At 43.3% G+C, this 22,039-nt stretch carries 22 protein-coding genes and 1 riboswitch; of the genes, 3 read left to right on the top strand and 19 right to left on the bottom strand.

Going from position 1 to position 22,039, the window contains the following annotated elements:
- Window positions 1-183: 183 nt before the first annotated feature.
- Together WGC32_RS09075 and WGC32_RS09070 are read right to left on the bottom strand one after the other, a co-directional pair.
- Window positions 184-1,785 carry an amidohydrolase gene (locus WGC32_RS09075; protein WP_342681452.1) on the bottom strand — a complete coding sequence of 534 codons (1,602 nt, stop codon included), beginning with the start codon at window positions 1,783-1,785 and terminating at the stop codon, window positions 184-186.
- Between the two features lie 183 nt (window positions 1,786-1,968).
- Window positions 1,969-2,514 (bottom strand): ferritin family protein, encoded by a 546-nt coding sequence (locus WGC32_RS09070; protein ID WP_191481532.1) that lies wholly within the window; start codon window positions 2,512-2,514, stop codon window positions 1,969-1,971.
- Between the two features lie 214 nt (window positions 2,515-2,728).
- Between WGC32_RS09070 and WGC32_RS09065 the strand changes: the two genes are divergently transcribed.
- Window positions 2,729-2,872 (top strand): hypothetical protein, encoded by a 144-nt coding sequence (locus WGC32_RS09065; RefSeq protein ID WP_191481531.1) that lies wholly within the window; start codon window positions 2,729-2,731, stop codon window positions 2,870-2,872.
- Between the two features lie 51 nt (window positions 2,873-2,923).
- Here the strand turns inward: WGC32_RS09065 and WGC32_RS09060 are convergent, their stop codons facing one another.
- From WGC32_RS09060 to WGC32_RS09035, 6 genes are all read right to left on the bottom strand, one after another.
- Window positions 2,924-3,580: an HAD hydrolase-like protein gene (locus tag WGC32_RS09060; protein ID WP_191481530.1), complete on the bottom strand. Its 657-nt coding sequence runs from the start codon at window positions 3,578-3,580 to the stop codon at window positions 2,924-2,926.
- A 193-nt stretch (window positions 3,581-3,773) separates the two neighbouring features.
- The gene (locus WGC32_RS09055; protein WP_342681451.1) at window positions 3,774-4,355 is read right to left on the bottom strand and encodes a folate family ECF transporter S component; all 582 of its coding nucleotides are present in this window, start codon (window positions 4,353-4,355) and stop codon (window positions 3,774-3,776) included.
- A 65-nt stretch (window positions 4,356-4,420) separates the two neighbouring features.
- A riboswitch (THF riboswitch) is annotated at window positions 4,421-4,517 on the bottom strand.
- Window positions 4,518-4,680: 163 nt separating this feature from the next.
- Window positions 4,681-5,343 carry a DUF4097 family beta strand repeat-containing protein gene (locus WGC32_RS09050; protein ID WP_342681450.1) on the bottom strand — a complete coding sequence of 221 codons (663 nt, stop codon included), beginning with the start codon at window positions 5,341-5,343 and terminating at the stop codon, window positions 4,681-4,683.
- 30 nt (window positions 5,344-5,373) lie between these two features.
- Window positions 5,374-5,823 (bottom strand): GNAT family N-acetyltransferase, encoded by a 450-nt coding sequence (locus tag WGC32_RS09045; protein WP_342681449.1) that lies wholly within the window; start codon window positions 5,821-5,823, stop codon window positions 5,374-5,376.
- Between the two features lie 15 nt (window positions 5,824-5,838).
- The gene (locus WGC32_RS09040; RefSeq protein ID WP_342681448.1) at window positions 5,839-6,486 is read right to left on the bottom strand and encodes a hypothetical protein; all 648 of its coding nucleotides are present in this window, start codon (window positions 6,484-6,486) and stop codon (window positions 5,839-5,841) included.
- On the bottom strand, window positions 6,483-7,334 hold the full coding sequence (locus WGC32_RS09035) for an ABC transporter ATP-binding protein (protein ID WP_342681447.1): 852 nt from the start codon (window positions 7,332-7,334) through the stop codon (window positions 6,483-6,485). The genes WGC32_RS09040 and WGC32_RS09035 overlap by 4 nt, the downstream gene beginning before the upstream one ends.
- 112 nt (window positions 7,335-7,446) lie before the next feature.
- Here WGC32_RS09035 and WGC32_RS09030 point away from each other — a divergent pair, with 112 nt between their 5' ends.
- A complete protein-coding gene (locus WGC32_RS09030) occupies window positions 7,447-8,229 on the top strand; it encodes a MerR family transcriptional regulator (protein ID WP_342681446.1) in 783 nt (260 codons plus the stop codon).
- A gap of 309 nt (window positions 8,230-8,538) precedes the next feature.
- Window positions 8,539-8,910 carry a hypothetical protein gene (locus tag WGC32_RS09025; RefSeq protein ID WP_342681445.1) on the top strand — a complete coding sequence of 124 codons (372 nt, stop codon included), beginning with the start codon at window positions 8,539-8,541 and terminating at the stop codon, window positions 8,908-8,910.
- Between the two features lie 38 nt (window positions 8,911-8,948).
- Here WGC32_RS09025 and WGC32_RS09020 read toward each other — a convergent pair whose 3' ends face one another.
- The 11 genes from WGC32_RS09020 to WGC32_RS08970 all read right to left on the bottom strand — a co-directional run bounded on the left by WGC32_RS09020 (window position 8,949) and on the right by WGC32_RS08970 (window position 21,699).
- Window positions 8,949-9,752, bottom strand: a complete 804-nt coding sequence (locus tag WGC32_RS09020) for a type III pantothenate kinase (RefSeq protein ID WP_191481526.1) — start codon at window positions 9,750-9,752, stop codon at window positions 8,949-8,951.
- 30 nt (window positions 9,753-9,782) lie between these two features.
- A complete protein-coding gene (locus tag WGC32_RS09015; RefSeq protein ID WP_342681444.1) occupies window positions 9,783-10,904 on the bottom strand; it encodes a DegT/DnrJ/EryC1/StrS family aminotransferase in 1,122 nt (373 codons plus the stop codon).
- A 13-nt stretch (window positions 10,905-10,917) separates the two neighbouring features.
- Window positions 10,918-11,577, bottom strand: a complete 660-nt coding sequence (locus tag WGC32_RS09010) for a sugar transferase (RefSeq protein ID WP_224771533.1) — start codon at window positions 11,575-11,577, stop codon at window positions 10,918-10,920.
- Complete coding sequence (locus WGC32_RS09005) at window positions 11,567-12,739, bottom strand: DegT/DnrJ/EryC1/StrS family aminotransferase (protein ID WP_342681443.1); 1,173 nt, start codon at window positions 12,737-12,739, stop codon at window positions 11,567-11,569. Before WGC32_RS09005 ends, WGC32_RS09010 begins: the two co-directional genes overlap by 11 nt.
- Before the next feature lie 92 nt (window positions 12,740-12,831).
- Entirely contained in the window at window positions 12,832-14,055 is a 1,224-nt protein-coding gene (locus WGC32_RS09000; RefSeq protein ID WP_342681442.1) for a glycosyltransferase family 4 protein, read from the bottom strand.
- A gap of 28 nt (window positions 14,056-14,083) precedes the next feature.
- Window positions 14,084-15,169: a glycosyltransferase gene (locus WGC32_RS08995; protein WP_342681441.1), complete on the bottom strand. Its 1,086-nt coding sequence runs from the start codon at window positions 15,167-15,169 to the stop codon at window positions 14,084-14,086.
- Between the two features lie 36 nt (window positions 15,170-15,205).
- Window positions 15,206-16,489 (bottom strand): oligosaccharide flippase family protein, encoded by a 1,284-nt coding sequence (locus WGC32_RS08990; protein ID WP_191481520.1) that lies wholly within the window; start codon window positions 16,487-16,489, stop codon window positions 15,206-15,208.
- A 5-nt stretch (window positions 16,490-16,494) separates the two neighbouring features.
- Window positions 16,495-17,583, bottom strand: a complete 1,089-nt coding sequence (locus WGC32_RS08985) for a Gfo/Idh/MocA family oxidoreductase (RefSeq protein WP_191481519.1) — start codon at window positions 17,581-17,583, stop codon at window positions 16,495-16,497.
- Between the two features lie 116 nt (window positions 17,584-17,699).
- Window positions 17,700-18,440, bottom strand: coding sequence for an acyltransferase (locus WGC32_RS08980; RefSeq protein WP_462933631.1), 741 nt, complete (start codon window positions 18,438-18,440; stop codon window positions 17,700-17,702).
- A gap of 18 nt (window positions 18,441-18,458) precedes the next feature.
- The gene (locus WGC32_RS08975; protein WP_191481517.1) at window positions 18,459-19,763 is read right to left on the bottom strand and encodes a nucleotide sugar dehydrogenase; all 1,305 of its coding nucleotides are present in this window, start codon (window positions 19,761-19,763) and stop codon (window positions 18,459-18,461) included.
- 49 nt (window positions 19,764-19,812) lie between these two features.
- Window positions 19,813-21,699, bottom strand: coding sequence for a nucleoside-diphosphate sugar epimerase/dehydratase (locus WGC32_RS08970; protein WP_342681440.1), 1,887 nt, complete (start codon window positions 21,697-21,699; stop codon window positions 19,813-19,815).
- Window positions 21,700-22,039: the final 340 nt, after the last annotated feature.

Raw genomic sequence — 22,039 nt, 5'->3', positions numbered from 1 at the left:
AAACCTACCTCTATCCATCATAAATTTGGGGCATAGGGCAAGTCAATAGAAGAATGTTGGCAAATTGAATACATTCCGTAAATAAAGTATAAACTTGCGTTTTAATTCGCTTAAAGATGTATTTTTTATGAATTTTCGTTGCACCTTATTTCTTTCTATTGTTTACAAAAGGAGCTGCTATATCTACGCTTGTTCCTTTGGATTTCGAACAAATACGGCCTTACCTTCTTTGATGGTTTCTACAACGTGAATATCCCTTAATTCGTTGACTGGTACTCTGAGGGGGCTGCGATCTAATATAACAAGATCCGCTAATTTCCCAGGACGGAGGGAGCCTTTTTTGTCCTCTTCAAAATACTGATAAGCCGCATTGATGGTTATACCTTTCAGCGCATCATAGACATTGATTTTCTCATCTTCTCCCATCACTATACCTTCTCGACTGATACGGTTTACAGCACACCACAATACCTCCATCATGTTCGGAGGCAGTACAGGCGAATCTTGGTGGAAGGTGTAGCATACCCCCAGATTCTTGGCCGATGCCGCAGGGCTAATCTTCATCGCTCTTTCTGAGCCGAAGTTCTGCAAATGCACATCACCCCAATGATAGGTGTGCGCTATAAAAAAAGACGCAATCATTGAAAGATCGGCCATTTTTTTGAGCTGATCATGCCCTACAAGTTGGGCATGAATCATCACCGGTCGCATATGAAGATTTTTTCCCCCTGCCTCTTCATAAGCTCGTATCATTTGCTCTGCGGCCGCATCTCCGTTGCAATGGCATAAAATTTGCCCCTGATCAGCGATAGCCTGCTCCAGCATCTGCCGAACCTGATGATCGCTGTAGATGGGATATCCAAGATAGCCCGCTTCTCCCTTAAGATAGGGCTCTCGCAACCAAGCGGTTCTGCCTTGAGGGGAACCGTCTAAGAAGATCTTATATCCCCCCATCTTTAGCCGGCCCATATATCGATTCTGCCGCGCCCCACTTTCCTTGAACAAAGTACGATGATCCTTCAAATCAGCATAACATACGACATCTGATTTCAGTCTTCCCTCTTCCGACATCCGCAGTAATAAATTCCATTCATCCTTTTTGGTCAGCCCTTCTTGAATGGTGGTAATTCCATTTTCAAAATAGATTTGCTCAGCTTTTTCCAATTGACGGCATCTATCTTCAAAAGAGGGCAATGGAATACGGCTTATTGCCGAGGTAAAGGCTGTTTCTTCCAGATATCCATTAGGGTAATGACTTCCCTCTAAATGCCCAATCATACCTCCTGGCGGATCTTCCGAACGATGATCAATCCCCATTAGCTGTAAAGCTTTGGAATTCATTACTCCCATATGCCCGGATGCATGGGTAATCACTATAGGATTGTCAGGCGATACCTCATCCAATACTTCCTTAGATGGGTGTCGGTGTTCCCTTAAAAAGTTATGATCATAACCAAACCCGGTGATCCATTTTCCAGGTACTATCTTTCTTTCTTGGCAAAATTTTTCTATCCGTTCTTTTATCTCTTCAAAACTGCTTGTCCCCTCCAAATTTACCAAATCTAATGTTCTCGCAACAGAGGTGAGATGACTATGCGCATCGATAAAAGCGGGAAGTAACGCTTTCCCCCTCAAGTTGGCAAGACGTGTATCTGACGGACGTATTGACATAAGTTTGCGATAATCCCCCACTTCGCGAATTAGCCCATTTACTTCCAAAAGCCCAGTTCCGGAGACGGTTTCTTCCATCGTAATAATGTCTCCACCAAAATAAAGAGTTGCCATATACAATTCCCCATTCTCTGTAATTAATAAAATTAGTATGCTTCAACTAACAAAAAACATGCTATTTTGTATTGAAATAGAAAAAGCACAGGCGAAAATGAACTTAAAAGAAGATCTTCGCCTGTGCTTTTCTATTGAGTTGGAAAATTTAAAAGGGACTATTAAAGGTCAGATTTTCAAGGTTTATTTGAAGTATCTGCCCAGCAGACCTGCAAAAGCCTGCCCATGACGAGCCTCATCCTTAGCCATCTCATGAACAGTGTCATGGATTGCATCCAGGCCCAGCTCTTTTGCTTTTTTAGCAATATCCATCTTGCCAGCGCATGCACCGTTCTCAGCGGCAACTCTCAGCTCCAGATTCTTTTTGGTGGAGTTAGTAACCACTTCACCCAGAAGCTCTGCAAATTTTGCAGCATGCTCTGCTTCCTCGAAAGCTGCTCTCTTATAGCACTCAGCAACTTCAGGATAACCTTCTCTATCTGCCTGACGAGCCATGGCCAAATACATACCAACCTCGGTGCATTCGCCAGTGAAGTTCATTCTCAGACCTTCCAGGATCTCAGCATCAACGCCTTCAGCGACACCGATTACATGCTCTGCAGCCCAAGTCATGGTTTCTTCTGCCTGCTCCTTAAATTTAGAGGCAGGAGCCTTACATTGCGGGCAAAACTCCGGAGCGCTATCTCCAGTGTGAACATAACCACATACAGTACAAACAAACTTTTTCATGATTTTAATCCTCCCTGTCATTGATGTCTCAAGTTTAAGTTCATTTTGCTCCTCCTAGGAACAACTTAAATATACCATATCAGTATAATTAAGTCAAGGCATTTTTTCCTTTTTGACGAAATATTTCCGATATTTTTAATCTTTAAGGATAGTTCAAAGGGTATATTACCTTTCTTACTGGAAAACCTATGAATACAAAGAGAGGTGAGAAAAGATGGCAAAAAATAAACAGAACCAAAATAAACAGCCTAACCAAGCGCAGAATGCTCAGAGAAACCAACCTCAGAACAAACAAAATCCAAATCAGTTCCAAAATCGAAAAAACGATGAAGAAAACAATCAGGAAAACTACAGATAACTATTTCATAGAAAAACAAAGGGCGAGGAATTATTTACTCGCCCTTTGTTTTTATTTATTCAGAAAATCAATGACTTCGTTTAAGGAATCTGCCGCATAAACAAAGGGATATTTTGCCACGTCCTCTTTTGTTGCGAAACCATAACCATAGGTAACGCCAATAAAATCAATACCCGCTGCCAATGCGCCTCTAGCATCATATTCGGTATCTCCCACCAGCACAACCTTACTGCTATCTGTAATACCAAGGCCCTCCATAGCATGTTGTACTACCAGTTCTTTTGTATCTCTTTTTCCTTCATCATCTACTCCTGAAATAAAATCCAAATAGGGAGCTATTTTATATTTCACCAACATTCTTCTTGCATGGTATTCCTTTTTTAAAGTGGCCGCTCCTGTTTTCTTTCCAAGAGAATGGACAAACTGTAGCGCATTAATCACACCATTATAAGGAATGCAGCCACGGTCAGAATATTGATCGTATCTGGCACGATACATGGCAGCTGCCTTTACGGTGGTTTCCGGATCAGTCCCAGCTACTGTTGGAAAAGTAATTTCTAGCGGAGGACCGACAAACAATCGCATTTTCTGTCGATCCGGCTTAGGAAGCCCTAGGTCGTCCAACACTGACCAAGCACATTCGCAAATCCCGTTGCCAGTATCCAGCATAGTGCCATCCAAATCGAATAGTACCAAATCGTATTTCATGTAGCCAAACCCACTTCCCCAAACTCATTTTGTACGTATTATTTTACCATGAGGCAGCCATAGAGACAAGATATCTTGCATAAGAAAAACGTCAATTTTTTATACTATGTGCATATTGAAACGATATGGTCATCAATTTTACAGCCGTTCATATAAAAAGGGGCCCAAATTTGGGCCCCTTTTTATATGAACATTATACTTGCCCTTTGGGCACAATTTCCTGTACTTTTTTTAAGAGAAAATAAAGCAATCCGGTTTCGATAGGGAGCATTACCAAATTCTTTACAATTCTGCCAGACAAAAGCACAATGAATGCATCGCCATACATCATTGACAGCCACAATGGTGTCAAAAATAAATTGATGAGCAATGTTGCCGTTAGCTTTGCTGCAAACACTCTTGCCAACGTTATTTTCCGTTGATAGAAAAACAATCCAAACAGAAAGCCAAGAATAAATTCACTGAGGGTAAAACCAGGGAAAAATCCACCATTTGGTTTAACCAAATATTTGAGTATGTCCGTAATAGCACCAATGCAGCCGGTTACTACAGGGCCATAGAGCAGTCCAGAGACGCCTACAGTGAGAAAAGCAAAGCTAATCATCTGGGTTAAACTTGCGATTACTGTTGTGGCGGCATGAATTACTACGCCCAATGCTGACAGCATAGACGCACCAGCCAGAGAACGGACATTTTTCATTTCCATCACAGCGTCTTTCATTCGACGGGATAGCAGTGAAAATTCCCTGGATACGATTTTCATATTTCCTTGCAAAAAAACAAACCTCCTTTCATGTAACATTCTTCGCTACATGAAAAGAGGGGAATCTCTTTGGATGCAGCAGCGGGATGCGAAGCACGTACCGCAAGTTTCCTTTTCGTCCATCCGACAACTCCCCGTTCGGACAGCACTTAACGCACGGGCTTCTACTCTGCTTTGGTATAATTCTCTTGTGAGAACCTCTTTATCATATCACATTTTTCAAAAAAAGCAAGTAAATAAAAGTATAAAAGACATTGATATAGACGAAAAAAGCAATTTTCATATTTGATATCTACATTCAAACAAAGCGACAGAACAATGGCTTTAAGAATCATAATCATGCTTTTTGAAACTCAATATTGACATCGCCATTATTGCTGGACACATGGAGCGTTTTTTCTCCGTCATCTTTGTTATCTGGCAAATTACACTCCCCTTTTTTGATTTCTGTTTGAATGGAAAAATCGTCATAACTTCCTACAACTGTTCCTGTAATATTCCCGTTTTTGGCACTCAGGGTCAAGGCATTGCCCACATCTAAATCTCCAAAGGTAATATTCCCTTCAGTAGAAGAAATGTTGATACTTCCTGTTACGGTCAGGGCAGAAAGTGTAATATCTTCGTTTGTTGTAGACAGTGTAAGGTTTTCCAAAAGTTCGTCCGGGATCTGCAACGATATTTTTCGATTTTCGGCAGAGGGTTTCCTTCCAATATAATCTGTCCATTCCTTGTTGCTTGCGCTTGTCATGGTCAGCACATTTTCATCAGAAACAGAAATATCGTAATACTCTTTACTGTTTTCGGAATATTGGATATGCACCTGTTTATCCTCGGACAAGGTTACTTCAATTTCTCTGTCCTGCACATCAAAATTGATTTCACTCAGCTGTATATCTGGCGTATAACTTTTTGCCTCAAATGGTTCACTATTGTTCGAACAGCCCGACAAGATGAAGCTGACCAACATAAGACACAATGCGAGGGAAATGATTCTTTTCATTTTTATTCCTCCATATTTCACAGATTAGATTTACAACACCAATTCATAGCAGTATTCATCATGATCAATCTTTCCCGTGAAGCGAAATCCGAAAGAAAGACATAGTTTTTTAGCAATTTTATTTTCTTCATCTATCATGAAGATTACTTTCTTGACACCTTGAATTTTTAGACCTCGCAAGACATGCTCTAAAGCTTTTTCTTCAAGCCCTTTCTGCTGAAATCTATCATCTACCATAAAGCGGCAGATCGTCGCCGTTTCCGCTTGAGTTTCTGTGCGTATATACATAAAAAAGCCAATGAGTACATTGTTGTTATAAATTGCATTGGGATGCATTTCTGGATGATATTTTGTTTCCGCTATGGAAATTGCGTTGCAGCAAGAATGGCCCTCTAATGTTCTGCCAATGCCATCTTGATTTGTTGTCAATTCGCACACATCCAATATATTTTGTGCGTCAACTGCTTTGATCCGAATCATGGCGATCCCTCTTGCCTATAAAGTTTTTCTTTTTAAGACCACTAGCCCTCCGAGAGATAACGCGGTGCTTAGTAGTAGACAGATGCAAATGTGCAGAACAGCATTGCTGTTAAACATGATAATCTGGAAAAATCCAGCCAAGACAGCACGTAATGGTGCAATCGGAGTAAAAATACAAATGATGGCGACCAGTACTGCGTCAGTCAGCCATCCATACCAATGTGTCTGCATGGATAACAGCACATGAAGAAAGACCATAACAAACAGTAAAAAGAACATCTGCTGCAATCCGGCAACAATCATCCCGTTTTCCGTCCATTTGCAAACATCCATCATATTGATCACTGTTTGTGCTGGATATGCAGGGTCAATCCACAGATGGATGACTGTATTGACAAGGGAAATGCAAAACGCCAAGAAACCGTAGCTGATGAGACAGCCGAAAAAGTAATCTTTTTTGCTGGATCCTAAATGCATTAGCTTTGTGAAATCATAAAACACAAAAAAGAACGGGGTTAAGACAGCAAGCAGCCAAGTATAATTGCCGTTACTTAAAACAACGTCGCCGGAAGATGTGGCGCAAAGCGCCACAAGGGCTGTAATGATGAAACTGATTTTATTGCTGGCAAGCAAGCGTTTTACAATCGCAAAAATAGCTGTCATCTTTTTACACCTCCCTTATGTCCCACCATTTGTATAAAGAAATCCTGCAAGGACAGTGGGTGAATTTCCAGTGAAGCAGTCTGCTTTGGCGGGTTATCAAAAATATAACTTGTTACAAGCCCTCCGACAGTATCTTGACCAATGATGTTTAGATTTTGTGTTGCTGCCTCCACGTCTTTTTGAAGCCCGCTGATGCTAAATGCTTTTGTTTCCACCGATTGCAATGTGTCAAAGAAGCGGACGCTTCCTTTATCAATAATGATCAGCTTTTGAATTGTCTTTGCAATTTCCTCAATGATATGGGTGGATACAATCATAACGCGAGGATGTTTCCGAAAACTCTCTGTCAGCATGTCGTAAAACTCCACCCGCATAATTGCGTCGAATCCGAGGACTGGTTCGTCTAAAAGAATAACCTCTTTATTACTCGCCAAACAGATAATCGTAGAAACCATCGTTTTCATGCCAAGAGAAAGATGATGAAATTTCTTTTTTCCCTCCAGCTCAAAACGCTCCATCATTTCCAAGGCAAAGTCGTAATCATAGTTGGGGTTTACTTCAGAGGCAATTCGTATTAGTTTTTGTACCGGAAGATTAAAATGCTTTGCAAAATTTTCGATGTAGCTAACCCCTGTATCCAAAGTGGATGTTGTTATTGTCTTACCGTCAACCTGAATCGTACCATTTGTAATGTTTTGATACCCGGCGATCGACTTGAGCAGGGTTGTTTTGCCTGCTCCATTTCTGCCAAGCAGGCAATATATCCCCGGTTGGTCGATTGACAACGTGATGTTTTTGAGTACGGTTGCCTGCCCGTACTGCTTTGTTACATGTTTGAGTTCTATCATGCAGCTATTCCTCCTAAACAGCACTGAAATATCTATTGATTTCTGCCACATCCTCTGCTAGAATGAATCATAAACCTTTGTGCAACACAAAAGTCAATAGGGGAACATAAAAATGAAGAAATATTTTTCAGTGGGAGAAGCTGCAAAGGCTGTTCATACAACGAGTGAAACACTGCGGCATTATGACCGCATCGGATTAGTAAAGCCAAGCAAAAAAGACGAATGGACCAATTACCGCTATTATACCGAACAGGACATTGTTCGTCTGAATACAGTCCGCGCCTTACAACTTATGGACCTGTCTTTGCAGGAGATAAAAAAAGTGCTAGAATATGATGATCTCGAAAAAATTGTGGACTTTTTAGCGCAAGCAGAGAAAAAGGCCGATGAAAAAATAGCCGCATTAGAATACAGCAAATCAAAAATCCAGTTAGCCAAAGCCGACTATGAAAAGAAATTGCAGGGACAACAAAAGTTCAACAGTATTTTTCTCAAAGATTACCCCGAGCGCGTTATTTTGCTATCAGATACCTTAGAGGTGCCAACCCTTGATAATCTTTGGAATTATCTCAGCCATTTCTATGAAAAAGTTACGCCAGCCCTAGAAGCGCAATTCTCCTTTGAGGATTTAGCGGGCATATACACCGAAAAAGGATTATCAAGGCTCTTTGCTGTTTGCATTCATTATGCGGAAATCGATGGATTAAAGAGATTGCCAAAAGGAAAATATCTTTGCGCTAACTGTACGGAAGAAAATAGAAAACACACATTGGACGAACTGGTATATAGAGCTAAAATAGAGTATGGTGTGGACCCAGCATTCACGGTCCAACTCATTATTGTATCCGGTATTCTGCAATGGAACTATGAAGTACAGATTTATGTTGATAGATAAAAGAAATATTTTTCTGATTTCATTTTTTCATCTCTTTTTCGCAGATGCGAGTAAAATATTATAAAGATTTCAGAACTACAATATAGAGTTGTAGGGCTTTTGAAATTAAATATCATTAAAACGAAAAAACGACATAGCTAACGCTATGCCGTTTTCAAAAACTTATTATAATTATTCTATGTATGTCATCTTTCCCGTTGTCCTTTTCCTTATTTTTTGGTAAAATAAATTTGTTTTCATTGTTGTTAAGTCCACTTAGCAGTGGCTGTAGAATCTCTCGTCCAATTTTGAGGAAACGGAGGACATCCTGTGAAATTTAGAATTCCGTTGGAAGATAAAGTTCTTTGGTTTACATCCATAGGCGGTTTTATAGCTGCCCTCTTCTGTAAACATCACCAATTTTGCCGATGGAAACGTGTCGGTGGTTGGAAACAGGCCTCAAGTATTGGTATTATAGGCGGCTCTGATGGTCCAACTGCTGTATTTGTGACCAACCGGACCAAGGATGAATCTGACTCAAATTCCTATGTCCTTCCACTGGGTATTTCCAAGGGCAAACTTAAAGAAATGCTGAGCAATTTTTTTAGTTTTAACACTATTGCAGCGGTGCTACGGTGTTTATGCATGGTTGGTCTGCTTCTTTCATCGATCTCTATTTTGACCCGATTGGGCAAAGATTAAAAAAGAAGAATCCGGTGATGCCACCGGATTCTTCTTTTTTATTTTTTTGTATTACTTTCCTTATTTTTGTACATTTCATAAATCATGACCAGGCCCTCCAAAGTAAGTGCCTTATCAATATAATCAAATAACCCCGATTGGCGGCCAATCATTTTAGAAAGTCCACCTGTGGCGATAACTTTCGTTTTTTCGCCCAAGTGTACCCGCATGAGGCCCACAATATTCTTAACAGCGCCTACATATCCGTAGACAGCACCAGCCTGCATACTTTGTACGGTATTGCGTCCGATGACAGTGCCAGGATCCACCAACTCTACTCTGGGAAGCTTGGAGGCCTTTTGGAAAAGAGCATCCATCGAAATCTTGATTCCAGGATAGATAGATCCGCCCAGATAGGCGCCATCCTCTGCCACTGCGTCAAAGGTGGTAGCGGTTCCGAAATCTACTACAATAGCAGGTCCGCCATATTTGCGGTAGGCTGCGATAGCTGCCACCAAGCGGTCCGCTCCCACCTCATGGGGATTATCATAACGATTGACAATGGGGAATGGCAAATTTTCTCCGACAATTAGGGGGGATTTACCGCCGAAATACTTTTTAATCATATTGGTAATAGAATACATGACCTGCGGTACTACGGAAGTGATAATAATGTCTTTAATTGCAGTTCTCTCAATCCCTTGGATGGAAAAAAATTGCGTTACAAGCAATCCAATTTCATCGGAAGTCACGTCACGATTTGTCCCTAGGCGAAAGTTTGCCTTCACTTTTCCGTGTTCAATGACGCCAAATTCCATATTGGTATTGCCGATGTCAATGGCCAGTAATAATGTCGGCTTCATATTAGTTCCCCCTCCCCCTCACTACTCAATCTACAGACTTTCCCTCAGGGCTGTAGCGATTTTCTCTATTTCCTCATCCTCCAAATAAGGATGCATTGGTAATGAAAGTACCCTTTCACACGCCGCCTCCGCATGGGGAAAGTCACCCTGCTTATAACCCAGAGCCGAAAACGCACCCTGTAAATGCATGGGCTTAGGATAGTATACAAAAGTTGGGATTCCCTTCTCTTTCATTTCTGCCATGATCTGATCTCTCCGTGCATCCTCGGGCAGCATAACGGTATACTGGGCATAAGCACTTAGAAATCCTTTGGGAATCACCGGAGTTTTGACAATGTCGTTCAGCAGTTCGGTATACTTTTGGGCTACTCTCTGTCTACTTTCAATTTCCGATGGAAAAATATCGAGTTTACAGGAGAGGATCGCTGCCTGGATAGTATCCAGCCGGGCATTGAGTCCAATGCGAACATTGTCGTATTTTTCGCTTCCCTTTCCATGGACCCGGATGGATTCGCACTTCTGCGCCATCTCATCGTCATTGAGGAAGATTGCTCCGCCATCTCCATAGCATCCCAGAGGTTTTGCAGGGAAAAAGGAGGTAGTGGCAATATCGCCAAAGCTGCAAGCCTTTTTCCCGATAATTTCTCCACCGAAACCTTGAGCGCCATCTTCAATCAGGGTAAGGCCATATTTTTTTGTCACATTCCGCAAACGGAAATAGTCTGCCGGAAGACCGAAGAGGTCAACGGCAATGACGGCTTTTGCATTGAGCTTTCCTTCTGCAATAATCCGTTGGATCTGTATCTCCAGAGCATCAGGATCGATATTAAAAGTGTCCGGATCGATATCTACAAAGACAGGAACCGCTCCACGAAGAGCAATGACCTCAGCAGTGGCAAAAAAGGTAAAAGCCGTGGTAAATACCGCATCCCCTTTGCCAATCTCCATGGCCATCAAAGGGATGGTCATAGCATCGGTTCCATTTGAACAGGAAATGCAGTGCTTAACGCCGACAAATTTTGCCAGTCTTTCCTCCAATTCTTTGACCTGAGGCCCCATAATATAGCGACCGTCTGCCAATACTTCTAATACAGCCTTATCAATCTTTTCTTTATTTAACTGGTACTGCTTTTTTAAATCAATAAATTGCACCGTTAATCCACTCCTACTCGTCCTTTTCGAATACGCATTTGACCGTGCGTCCCATGACAATAAAATCATATTTGACCGAAAGTTTTTTGAGATAGTCTAAATTATACGCCATTTTTTCCGGCAAAATCTTTTCAATATAAGTCCGCTCTGGATCTTCATTTTCTTCCAATAGCTTATTTTCATTGCGATAGGCAATGCTGGCTGTCCCCGTAACCCCTGGAGGCAGTAGTAGTGTTGCCATCATCTCATCAGAATAATGCGCTACATAACGAGGCACTTCGGGCCGAGTTCCAACAAAGGTCATATCCCCTTTGAGCACATTAAAAAGCTGTGGAATCTCATCAATACGGCTGGCCCGAAGGAATTTGCCCACCCTAGTTACACGACTATCGTTTTTAGCTGTAACCTGAGCACCGATCTTCTGGGCATCCACCACCATAGTGCGGTATTTAAGAATAAAAAACGGCTTTCCAAACTGCTTAACCCGCTCCTGCTTGAAGAGAACTGGTCCTCTGGAATCCACCTTAACTGCAATGGCTACCAACAAATAAATGGGCAGCAAAGGGATAATGAAGATGATGGAAAATAGAATATCTATGATCCGCTTGACAATCAGATGTCCGGTTTTCCTACTGAGACTATCATAATAAGGCCGGACACTCTCATTTTGCATATTTTTCGGCAATTTCTCCCACGGACATAGCAACATATTTGATATCTTCCTCCGTCATTGATGGATATAGCGGTAGCGAGATGATTTGGCTGTAAAAATGCTCCGCCTTGGGGTAATCTCCTTCCTTGGTGCCCAAATGCTCTTGATAATATGGATGCAGATGGATGGGAATAAAATGGACACTGGTGCCAATATTGTAAGCGCTGAGCTTCTCGATAAATTCATTCCGGTCAATGGTCAGTTTGTCTTCCTGCACCCGGATATAGTAAAGGTGTCTTGCATTTCTCCCATAGGGCACCTGGCGCTGCAAGGTGATCGCATTGAGTCGAGAGAACGCTTCATCATATATAGCAGCGTAACGCTCTCTTGTTTCCTGCATTTGGGGCAGCAGCTCCAGCTGACATAGTCCCAGCGCTGCCGCTATATCTGTCATATTGTATTTAAAGCCGGGAGCCACCACATCATAATGCCAGCTTCCTCCCTTTTGATAACGGTTCCAGGCATTTCGATCCATGCCGTGGAGGCTCAATACCCTGGCTCTCTCCGCCAACTCGTCGTCATTGGTGGTTAGCATGCCGCCTTCCCCTGTGGCCAAATTTTTAGTGGCGTAAAAGCTGAAAGAAGCCGCCTGGCATTTTTCCCCGCCACCAATAAGCTGCCCTTTATAAGTGGCTGAAACCGCATGAGCAGCATCTTCCGAGACAAACAGACCGTGCTTTTCCGCAATTGCATGAATCGCGTCCATATCACAGGCCTGTCCGGCATAGTGTACCGGAACAATCGCCTTTGTCTTGGGAGTAATATGCCGCTCAATCTCAGCGGGATCAATGAGCCCTGTACTCTCATCAATATCAGCAAAAACAGGCGTGGCCCCCGCGTGGAGAATGGTGTTAGAGGTAGACGTAAAGGACATCGGAGTCGTAATGACCTCATCCCCTGGACCGATTCCCTTAGCTACCAGAGCTAGATGGAGTGCCGCAGTACAGGAATTGAGAGCAATCGCGTGCTTTGCACCCACATATTCTGCGAATTTTTTTTCAAATTCCATGGTCTTCGGGCCCTTGGACCACCATCCAGAACGGATGACATTGGAAACCTCCTCCACTTCCTTTTCTGTAATAAAAGGAAGGCCATAGGGCAGAAAATCTTTTCTTTTTTCCATGATTTTCTCCAATCCGCCGCCGCGTATCGGCATAAATTCATTTATGTACAAACTCCCCTTGCCTACGCGGAACGAGCGGGGAGCGACGTTTTCTACTTTGTTAATGCATCGATAAACTGCTGAGCAAGCTTTTTGTAATCGTGATAACGGAGGACATATTCGTAACCTCGACGACCCATTGCGTCCCGCTCCTCCGGACTTTTTTCCCTAAGCAGGCGGATACCTTCGACAATCGCTGACGGAGATTCCGGCTCTATGGTGATGCCACAACCTGCATCTCCTACCATGTCGTTGGATGCCTCCACACCACAAAGGATGGGCCGAGCGGAAAGCATATAATCAAAAAGCTTGTTCATTGCTACACCATAGCGGTATAACTCACATCGTTTTGCGCCAATATACAGGCAATCTGCCAGCTGCAAAAAAGCGTTGACCTGGCTTTTTTCCACTGGGTCAAGGAGAATTACATTCTGGAGATGTTGCGTTTTGATCTGCTGAGCAAAATTATCTTTGAGAAGCCCCCCGCCGATCATAACAAGGACTGTATCCTGATCCAGATCTTTAGCACAGGCGATAAAATCCTCTAAAGCATTGGCCCTAGCGAACCCACCCAGATACATGCAGATAAATTTCCCCTCGTCTTTGAGCTTCATAATCGTTTCGTACTGAGGCGTATGAGAAATATCAACTTTCCGGTTTTCTATGACTACACCATTGGGAACACAGACAAACTTTTTCGTATCAAAGCCTCGTTCCCTCATATGTTGGTCTGCATGGGGAAGCAGAGAAATTACCTTTTTTGACTGGGAAAAAGCGAAATCTTCTGCCCTCTGAAGCATCTGAATCAGCGGATTTTTCTCTGAAATATGATAGAGTACTACTGGGGACAAAGGCCATAGATCGTGGATCTCAAAGAAAAAGTTGCCACCAGAAAATTCTGCGATTCTCTTTGCCAGATAAATGTCCATGGGATAGGTGGAAGACGCGATCACGGCATCAGGCCGATATTTTTCCGCCAGATATTTGGCCTTATATTTAACCTTTTGATAAAATAAGGTCATATTTAGCATCCGCATAGGACCATTGCTGTGATAAGACGGCGTTTTGACCCAGCAAAAACGGGCACCGGGCACAATCTCCTCTTCCGAAAAATCATGCTCCACCGTGGGATTTTTCTTCCGTAGATGGGAAAAAGTAGCCGCCAGCACAGTGACATCGTGGCCCATTTCTGCCCATTCCCGAGCCAAATAAAAGGGCCGAAATTCCATGCCATAGCTTTCCGACCCAGCATAATGATTAATTAGTAGTATTCTCATTGATTACGCTCCCCAGACAGGCGCTCCGTTACTTTTGAGCTGCCGTCTCCAATAATGCCTGTTCCATGGTCTTGACATTTTCTTCCCAGTCATAAAGCCTTAAGACACGCTGTCGGCCCGCCGTGCTCATTTTTGCACGTAATTCTTTGTCACTATAGAGCTGCCAAAGTTTGTCGGCAATGGCTTCTGTATTTTCCCTGGGTATAATGAATCCTGTCACTCCGTCTTCAACGGTTTCGGTAAATCCGTCTACATCAGAAGCAATGACAGGCACTTCACAAGCCATGGCTTCCACCGCAGAAACGCCGAAGCTTTCAGAGTTGAGGACACTGGGCACACAAAATACATCCATACCGCTAATCGCTTGGGGCACCTGTGTATTAGGAATAGGGCCGCAGAGCTTTGCCTCATCATTCAGTCCTAGTTCGTCGATTAACCCCTGCAGCTCCGCCTGTTTGCTCCCCTTGCCATAAATGAGGAGCTGTGCCTTTTCGCCTTCCGGCAATCGTTTTACAAACTGGGAATACCCTCGGATAAGATAAGACAGGCCATATTTATCCTCTAAAAGCTTAACTGTACCTACTGTAAAACACGGCTTTTCAACTTCCTTCTTGGAAAAGCGAGCCACATCCACGCCAAAAGGGGTGACAAAAATCTCTTTCTCATAGGAAGGATAAACTCGTTTTACCTGTTTAGCCATCACATGACTGGTGGAGGCAAGACGGTCTGCATTTTGGATATTATTCCACACAATTTTTTTATGAAGAGGACTTTTATAGGGAAAATCATAGACATCGCTTCCCCATACGGACAAGAGAAGTGGATGAACCTTCGCCATCCGCGCTAATGTTCCATAACCGCTGGCATAATGGGCATTGACTATATCTGGATGAAAGCTCTGAATATCCTTTCGCAGCTGCCTTCCCCCCATTAAGTACCCTCGAAATCCACCTGTTTTCAAGTAAACAATTTGTACACGCTCATCAATGATCTCATTCTGATTGGCATGGTTAGGCAGCGAGTAAAGACGCACCCGATGCCCGTGCCTGACATAGGCATTGGCCCATTTGATGGTATGGCTAGAATTCGCAGGCGCAAGTAATGCAATTTTCATGAAATCATCTCCGTTTTCTCACCAAGAACGATTATGTTAACGACTCTGATACTCCTTGACAATGTAGTGGCAATACACATAGAAAATGAAATAAGCGATGGCAAGAGATATCGATAAAATTAGCAGATAGTTTTTAACCGTAAGGTCACACAGCGCCGCAACACCGGTTGGAACCAGGGCAAACAAAAGCAATCCAAATTGCCAGATCATTGTCATCAGCTGTTTCCCCATCACCAAGGCGCTGTTGGATATTGGTGAAACAATAAAGCGCACCAGGAACATCGGGGTCAAAATACGAATATAATCGGCAGCGGGCAGCCACTGTTCTCCGAGAAAGATCCGAATAATCGGTTCAGCAAAGATAAAAAGGATGGAAAACATTGGGACTGACAATAATAGCAAAAGGCCAGAAACCTTACTAAAGGTATGGGAAAGATTGCCGGAAGTATTTTTTTCATCTGCCGCCTGTTTGACAAAGACCTGCCCAACTGCTCCACCCACCATGGAAAGAGGTGTACCCAGTACCCGGTTGACCATGGAATAATATCCCAGCTGTGCAGTGCTGTAAAGTGCGGATAGAAAATAAGAAATGACATTATAGGTCATGGTGTTGGCAAGAGAGCCAGGCATGGTAAACTTAGGATAGTTGGAATATTCCTTTGCCACATCGACCAAAGCCTTACGATTGAAATCTTTGCGATGTACCCTGCCTTTTAAATTATGGATCATCCGTGTATTTCCAGCTGCGAAGGAAATCATCTGTCCTAAAATCAGTCCCATGGCGCCCCAGTGGAGAAAAGCGAGTCCCAATTGAATCCCAGACTGGACAACCGTCTTGATAATATTGGCGTTAGTAATGGCCTTATATTCTTTGAGACGAACATTATAGTAGTTGAGGGAATTATACATTCCCGTCATCAGTGCCGCCATCGGGAGGCAAAAAATCCAACCAATATTATCCCCGCCACCGAGCAGCTGAGAAATTGGTTTTGCAAAAGGAAATGCCAGGATCATGGCAGCAGAAATCCCAACTGTCAGCGTCATGCTCAGAAAAAACAGACCATTAGCCTTTTCATCGGTATCTGAAACCACAATGGCAAAGTCATATTTAAACCCTACCAATTGCCCTAAAATATTGACAGTGGAAACAAATAGTGTATAAATACCGTAGTCATCTGGGCTATATAAACGACCCAGCAAAGGCGACAAGAGAACTGGCAGAAACTGGGCGACAGTAGAACCACTGACCAGAATCAGCACATTTTTTACAAAGTCGCCCTGAAATAGGCCCTTGATGCGATCCCATAGCTTCAGCTTCATGCCCTTTAAAACCTGCCTTTAAAATCCAAAGTGCTGCAATGGCTCAGCGGCAGTTTTACTGCTTTTCCTTCTTTCGCCGAAAGATATATGGCCAAAACCAGCTCCAAAGCACGCCGGCCTGCTCGGGCATCCACATAGGGCTGTTTCCCATGGCGTACCGCATCGATCACATTTTTATAAAGAGGTGTATGTCCAAATCCATAGACATTGGGCGGATTTTCCCCAAATTCTTTCTTAATCGCATCAACATCACCGGTCTCATCAGCAAAATTCCATTCTTCAATGATATTCACTGACTTTCCACCTGCTTTTACTGTCCCCTTTTCCCCGAAGAGATAGAGAGTCTCCTCCAAATTATGAGGATAAATATTGGTGGTTCCTTCGATAACGCCATAAGCCCCGTTTTTAAATTTAACAATGGCAAGTCCCAGATCCTCTGCCTCAATGTAATCATGATTCAGACGATCAGTATAGGCCATAACCTCGGTAATTTCATCCCCCATCATCCAGCGAAGCAGGTCAATATTGTGGATGCACTGGTTCATCAAGGCACCGCCATCCTGTTCCCAGGTACCCCGCCATTTGGCTTGGTCGTAATAGGGTTTGGAACGGTTCCACCGGATATGAGCAGTTCCATGAAACATTTTTCCAAAGCGTCCTTCTTCTAGGGCTTCCCTGATTTTCTGGATAGATTTATTAAAGCGATTTTGGTGGCAGGCACAGACAATGACACCTTGCTTTTCCGATTCTGCGATGATGGCATCTGCTTCGTCCAAAGAAAGAGCAATAGGTTTTTCAATAATTAAATTACAACCTTCCGCAATACAGTCCAAAGCAATCTGTCCATGCTTGCCGCTTTCGGTTGCAATGGCGACCAGATGAGGATGCTGCTCCTTAAGCATCTGATGATAGTCGGTATAACGGGCAATTCCCTTATCCTGCAGTTCAAATTGAGACAGTAAATGCTCCATATTCTCAGGAACAATATCACAAACTGCAACCAATTCAATATGGTCGTTATTTTTTACCGCTGCAATATGGTTAGGAGAAATGCGTCCGCAGCCAATCAAGGCATATTTGACTGTATCTATCATCTGTTTTACCTCCGGTCATTATTTTCCTTCTGTGTTGTTGCCATTCTTCAGGCAGTAACGCCGCAGTCTTAAATAATACATCTAAAACTGCGGCTAGTATTCATGTACTTGCTTTTCTACTGATTTTCCAAAAGCTGCTCTTCCGGTACCGGTCGAATTTCCCGAGCTGGTGATCCCATAGCCACCATTTTAGGAGAGATATCCTTGGTGACCACACTTCCAGCCGCGACAAATGCATCCGTACCGATGGTCTTACCTGGTAGGATGACGCTTCCTGCGCCGACCCTCCCACCATTTTCTATGGTTACCCCACGAAAATGAGAGAAACGCTCCTTGGTTCTGCCAGCAAAATTATCGTTAGAAGTGACAACACAAGGGGCGATAAAACACCGATCCCCAATACGGCTATAGGCAGTAATATAGGCATTGGATTCAATCTTGGTAAAAGAACCAATATGGCAAAAATTTTCTACTGTCACACCACGGCCAATGATGGTCCGCTCACCCACCGTCACATCCTCACGAACAGTGGCCTGATCAGCTGCTAAACAGCCTTTACCCAGGGCAGCTCCACGATAGATAACCACATGGGTGCCTATCATACACCCATCCTCCACCGTGGCTGGCGGCAATTCCTTTTCGCTGGTAGTAGCACTGTTGGCAGCCTTCATAGGAAGCTTTCCAATGCAGGAAAAGTCGTCAATGCGTACATTATCTCCGATACGGCTCCCCTGACGGATGACCACGTGATGACCAATCTGGCAGCCCTCACCTACGACGACGTCATCCTCAATGACCACATTTTCTCCAATCACCGCATTTGATGCAATATGGGCCCTTTCACTGATCATTTTCACGCGCTCCATCTCTTAAAATTACAATCTTTCCAGATTGTCTGCGTCAATTCCCTTGGTCAAATTACGGGTATCAAAGACCATTTTCGCTGTCTTGACAATGTGTTCAGCATCATAGCAACTGTGGTTGGTCAACACCACCACAATATCAGCATCTTTGATAAGTTGATCGCTGAGGTCGGTGGAGTGATATTCCTTTCCATTATGTTTAAAGTCTTTGACGAAAGGTTCATTGATAACAAGTTCTGCCCCGAATTTCTCCAAATGCTCGATTACCTTAAGCGCTGGAGACTCACGAAGATCATCAATATCCGGTTTATAGGCAACGCCCAGCAGAAGGATTTTGGAACCATTGATGCTCTTCTTTTCCCGGTTGAGCATATGGCTGATCCTTTCTACTACGTATTCGGGCATGTTGTTATTGATTTCTCCAGCAATTTCTATCAGACGTGTATGATAATCATAGCCACGGGCTTTCCAGGTCAAATAGAATGGGTCAATGGGAATACAGTGTCCCCCCAGTCCAGGTCCAGGATAAAAGGCCATAAACCCGTAAGGCTTGGTTTTTGCTGCATCAATCACTTCCCAAACCGGAATGTCCATCCGCTTACAAAGAATGGCCATTTCGTTGGCAAGCGCAATATTGATGTTCCGGAAGGTGTTCTCCAGAATTTTCTCCATCTCAGCTACCTTGGGGCTGGAAGCCTCAAAGATGTCGCTATCCAACACATTGCCATAGAGTTTCGCCGCCAGCTTGGTGCACTCAGGGGTAACACCACCAACGACTTTAGGGGTATTTTTCGTTTTATATTCTTTATTGCCCGGATCTACTCGCTCAGGAGAGAATGCTAGAAAAACATCCTTTCCTACAGTGTATCCCTTTGCTTCAAACAAGGGCTGGATGACCTCTTCTGTGGTACCGGGATAGGTGGTGCTTTCCAACACTACTAACATACCAGGTTTGGAGTACTCAGCAACCGCTTTAGCAGAAGACTCCACATAAGAAATATCCGGCTGATAGTACTTGTCCAGCGGAGTGGGCACACAGATGGCAACACAATCACATTCATGAATATGGGCAAAATCGGCATAAGCTGTCAGCCGCCCCTCGTCTACAATTTTCTTTAGATCGCTATCCACCACATCGCCGATGTAATTATGGCCGGAATTGACCATATCCACCTTTTTTTCTTGGACGTCAAAACCTTTGACGATATAGCCTGCCTTAGCCTTTTCTACCGCCAGGGGCAGACCTACATAACCCAGGCCTACAACGCCCAACACTGCGGTCTTGTTTTCAATTTTCTCCATTAATTTTGCGTACATCACTGTATTCCTCCATCCTGCCCGAGCTGTCTCTGTGCAGCATAAATTTTTATTGGTCTGCCGACTCATTGCCGTAGATTTCCTTTACATTATCATTGTGCTCAAAGGTGGAAACAATATCCTTGACCGAGTCAAACATTTCGTCCATTCCCGGTAAAGACAGCGTCTCCTCCAAATGCTTGACATTTTTAGCAAACCAGTTGAGATTGTTCTCCACCGGTTTATTAATATAAATTTTGTTGTTTGACGTTTTGGTGGTATTTTCCTCCGCCAGACTAATCTCTTCAAACAACTTTTCACCAGGACGCAGTCCAGTAAAGACGATTTTGATGTCCTTTTCCGGTTCAAGTCCTGAAAGCCGAATCATATCGCAAGCCAAATCATAGATGAGCACCGGCTCTCCCATATCCAGCACGAAGATCTCGCCACCGTCTGCCATTGCGCCGGCCTCTAAAACCAATTGCACAGCCTCCGGAATGGTCATAAAGTATCGCCGCATCTCCGGATGCGTAACCGTGACAGGTCCGCCTTCTTCAATCTGCTTTTGAAAGAACGGAACCACACTACCGTTGGAGCCCAACACGTTGCCAAAGCGAACCGCAGCAAAATCTGTATCTGAGACCTTGTCCATCATCTGGATTACCATTTCAGCAATCCTCTTCGAGGCCCCCATAATATTGGTGGGATTAACGGCCTTATCTGTGGAAATGAGAATAAATTTCTCCGCTTGATGATTGATAGCCACCTGAGCTACATTGATCGTCCCAAATACATTATTCTTAACGGCTTCCTTTGGATTGAGTTCCATCATAGGCACATGCTTATGAGCCGCCGCATGAAATACCAACTGAGGTTCGAACTCCTTGAATATTTCGTCCATTCTTTTTCGGTCTCTCACCGATCCCAGACGGATAGAGTATCGGGTTTGATCGTAAATTTCTTTAAGCTCGTTATCAAAAGCAAAAAGACCGTTTTCATTGATATCAAAAACAATCAGCTTCTTTGCCCCAAAACGAAGCACCTGTCGGCAAATTTCTGATCCAATAGAGCCACAGCCGCCAGTAACTAATACCACCTTGTCTTGGACAAAATCCTTAACCACTTTCATATTCAGGTGTACACTGTCCCGACGCAGCAATTCCTCCAGGTTAATGGTATTGAGCCGCGCGTTCTCCACCCGTTCTTCCAAGTTGTCGATGGTCCCAAAGCGGCGGATAGTGCATTTTTTTGACTTGCAGACCCGAATGAGCTGTTTGAGGAAGTCTTTATCAGGATTAGCAATGGCAACAATGACTTCGTCAATATGCAGGTCATCTAGGATTTCGGGTAATTCATCAAAACCGCCATAAACCTTGACGCCTGCCACCTTACATCCATGAAGTTCCTTCTTATCGTCTAGGTAAGCCACAACCTGCATCCCGTCTTCTGGATGGTCATAAAGCTTTTTGTGCAGATAAGCGCCCAACTCCCCTGCACCATAAACCAAAATACGGCGCATATGCTTCTTTTTTCGTATTCCCTGCAGCTTATTCTTGATGAAAATAACAAAAACCACAGAAAACCGACCAAGCAGCATACTCAGCAACATGACGCCGGAAATTAGAATCATTACCTCAAAGGGAATTCCCTGACGTAAAATCCGGTCTGTAGCAATGGCAATGACGCCGAATAAAAGGACCGATATCACCTGTCGGATTACTTCTGACAGCCCCGCATGGCGCCACACCGAGTTATAGCATCGAAAAATAATATTGAGTCCAATAATCACCAGGGCGCAAAAAAGAATATAGCTCCCTTGGTTATTGAGATAATACTGAGGAATTTCTCGGAAAAAACCAAACTTTAGTTTAAAGCTAATTTGTACGGAAAACCAAGTACATAAAAAATCCCATAGCACCAAAGAAGATATATAAAAAATCCTATTTGCCTTTTTCATTCCAACCTCCGCAGCAAAATCCTTATTTCCACTGCAAAAATATTTTTCTCTCTTTCAATAAACAAGGCAATATCTGTTCGGAAACATACTGGATTCCAACAAACATCGCCACTTCGTGAGAGTGTATTTGAGCTTTGCTCAACTTGCAAATTATACCATCATTATACGTTTGCCTTGCTTTCCTGTCAATTATTTATAGCATCTTTACAAAAAAACTTGTATTTTATCGTGAATGGTGACAAATCACATTCTCACTATTTAGAAATATTGACGCAATTGACAAAAGATTGCAAACCTTTTGACTTTCAAAGAAATGGTTACTTCATTTCTCCTATATGGC

The sequence above is a fragment of the Zongyangia acetica genome (genome assembly GCF_038739695.1).
GTDB classification, from domain to species: domain Bacteria; phylum Bacillota; class Clostridia; order Oscillospirales; family Ruminococcaceae; genus Zongyangia; species Zongyangia gallinarum.
Note: the sequence above shows the minus strand (reverse complement) of the source record. Positions and strands in the feature narration are given on the sequence as shown.

Coding starts and splice junctions, on each gene's coding strand:
- WGC32_RS09075 (WP_342681452.1), bottom strand. CDS start 1,785: ATGGCAACTCTTTATTTTGGTGGAGACATTATTACGATGGAAGAAACC.
- WGC32_RS09070 (WP_191481532.1), bottom strand. CDS start 2,514: ATGAAAAAGTTTGTTTGTACTGTATGTGGTTATGTTCACACTGGAGAT.
- WGC32_RS09065 (WP_191481531.1), top strand. CDS start 2,729: ATGGCAAAAAATAAACAGAACCAAAATAAACAGCCTAACCAAGCGCAG.
- WGC32_RS09060 (WP_191481530.1), bottom strand. CDS start 3,580: ATGAAATACGATTTGGTACTATTCGATTTGGATGGCACTATGCTGGAT.
- WGC32_RS09050 (WP_342681450.1), bottom strand. CDS start 5,343: ATGAAAAGAATCATTTCCCTCGCATTGTGTCTTATGTTGGTCAGCTTC.
- WGC32_RS09045 (WP_342681449.1), bottom strand. CDS start 5,823: ATGATTCGGATCAAAGCAGTTGACGCACAAAATATATTGGATGTGTGC.
- WGC32_RS09040 (WP_342681448.1), bottom strand. CDS start 6,486: ATGACAGCTATTTTTGCGATTGTAAAACGCTTGCTTGCCAGCAATAAA.
- WGC32_RS09035 (WP_342681447.1), bottom strand. CDS start 7,334: ATGATAGAACTCAAACATGTAACAAAGCAGTACGGGCAGGCAACCGTA.
- WGC32_RS09030 (WP_342681446.1), top strand. CDS start 7,447: ATGAAGAAATATTTTTCAGTGGGAGAAGCTGCAAAGGCTGTTCATACA.
- WGC32_RS09020 (WP_191481526.1), bottom strand. CDS start 9,752: ATGAAGCCGACATTATTACTGGCCATTGACATCGGCAATACCAATATG.
- WGC32_RS09010 (WP_224771533.1), bottom strand. CDS start 11,577: ATGCAAAATGAGAGTGTCCGGCCTTATTATGATAGTCTCAGTAGGAAA.
- WGC32_RS09005 (WP_342681443.1), bottom strand. CDS start 12,739: ATGGAAAAAAGAAAAGATTTTCTGCCCTATGGCCTTCCTTTTATTACA.
- WGC32_RS09000 (WP_342681442.1), bottom strand. CDS start 14,055: ATGAGAATACTACTAATTAATCATTATGCTGGGTCGGAAAGCTATGGC.
- WGC32_RS08995 (WP_342681441.1), bottom strand. CDS start 15,169: ATGAAAATTGCATTACTTGCGCCTGCGAATTCTAGCCATACCATCAAA.
- WGC32_RS08990 (WP_191481520.1), bottom strand. CDS start 16,489: ATGAAGCTGAAGCTATGGGATCGCATCAAGGGCCTATTTCAGGGCGAC.
- WGC32_RS08985 (WP_191481519.1), bottom strand. CDS start 17,583: ATGATAGATACAGTCAAATATGCCTTGATTGGCTGCGGACGCATTTCT.
- WGC32_RS08975 (WP_191481517.1), bottom strand. CDS start 19,763: ATGTACGCAAAATTAATGGAGAAAATTGAAAACAAGACCGCAGTGTTG.
- WGC32_RS08970 (WP_342681440.1), bottom strand. CDS start 21,699: ATGAAAAAGGCAAATAGGATTTTTTATATATCTTCTTTGGTGCTATGG.